The sequence below is a fragment of the Allobosea sp. 2RAB26 genome, from assembly GCF_052115465.1.
In the GTDB taxonomy this organism is placed as follows: domain Bacteria; phylum Pseudomonadota; class Alphaproteobacteria; order Rhizobiales; family Beijerinckiaceae; genus Allobosea.
Window position 1 is genome coordinate 1 of sequence record NZ_JBFRGS010000088.1, and the last position, 477, is coordinate 477.

1 protein-coding gene is annotated in these 477 nt (G+C 70.9%); it reads left to right on the top strand.

Features of this window, described 5'->3' with window-relative positions; all coding sequences use genetic code 11:
- On the top strand, positions 1-477 hold a 477-nt coding region (locus tag AB4118_RS34145; protein ID WP_441493917.1), incomplete at both ends, for a calcium-binding protein.

Genomic DNA, 477 nt, shown 5'->3' on the forward strand with positions numbered 1-477 from the left:
GGGGTCTATGGTGAGGACGGCGACGACATCCTCGACGGCGGCGCCGGCGACGACTGGATCGACGGCGGCGAAGGCGACAACACGATCTTCACCGGCGATGGCACCAACAGCGTCCGCACCGGCAACGGCAACAATGTCGTCACCGGTGGCGCTCATGTCGACATCGTCCAGTTCGGCGCCGGCCAGGACACGGCCCAGCTCGGCGCGGGCGACGATGCAGCGGCCGGCGGCGGCGGCGATGACCGGCTCTTCGGCGAGGATGGCGACGACACGCTCTCCGGCGACGACGGTGACGATGTGCTCGACGGCGGTTCCGGCGACGATCACCTCGCGGGCGGCAGCGGCGACGACCAGATCCATGGCGGGACCGGTGACGACATCGTCTTCGGCGGCGATGGGCGCGACCGGATCGAGGGCGACGCGGATGACGACATCGTCTTCGCCGGCGCCGGCGACGACCGGGTCGAGGGCAATGCC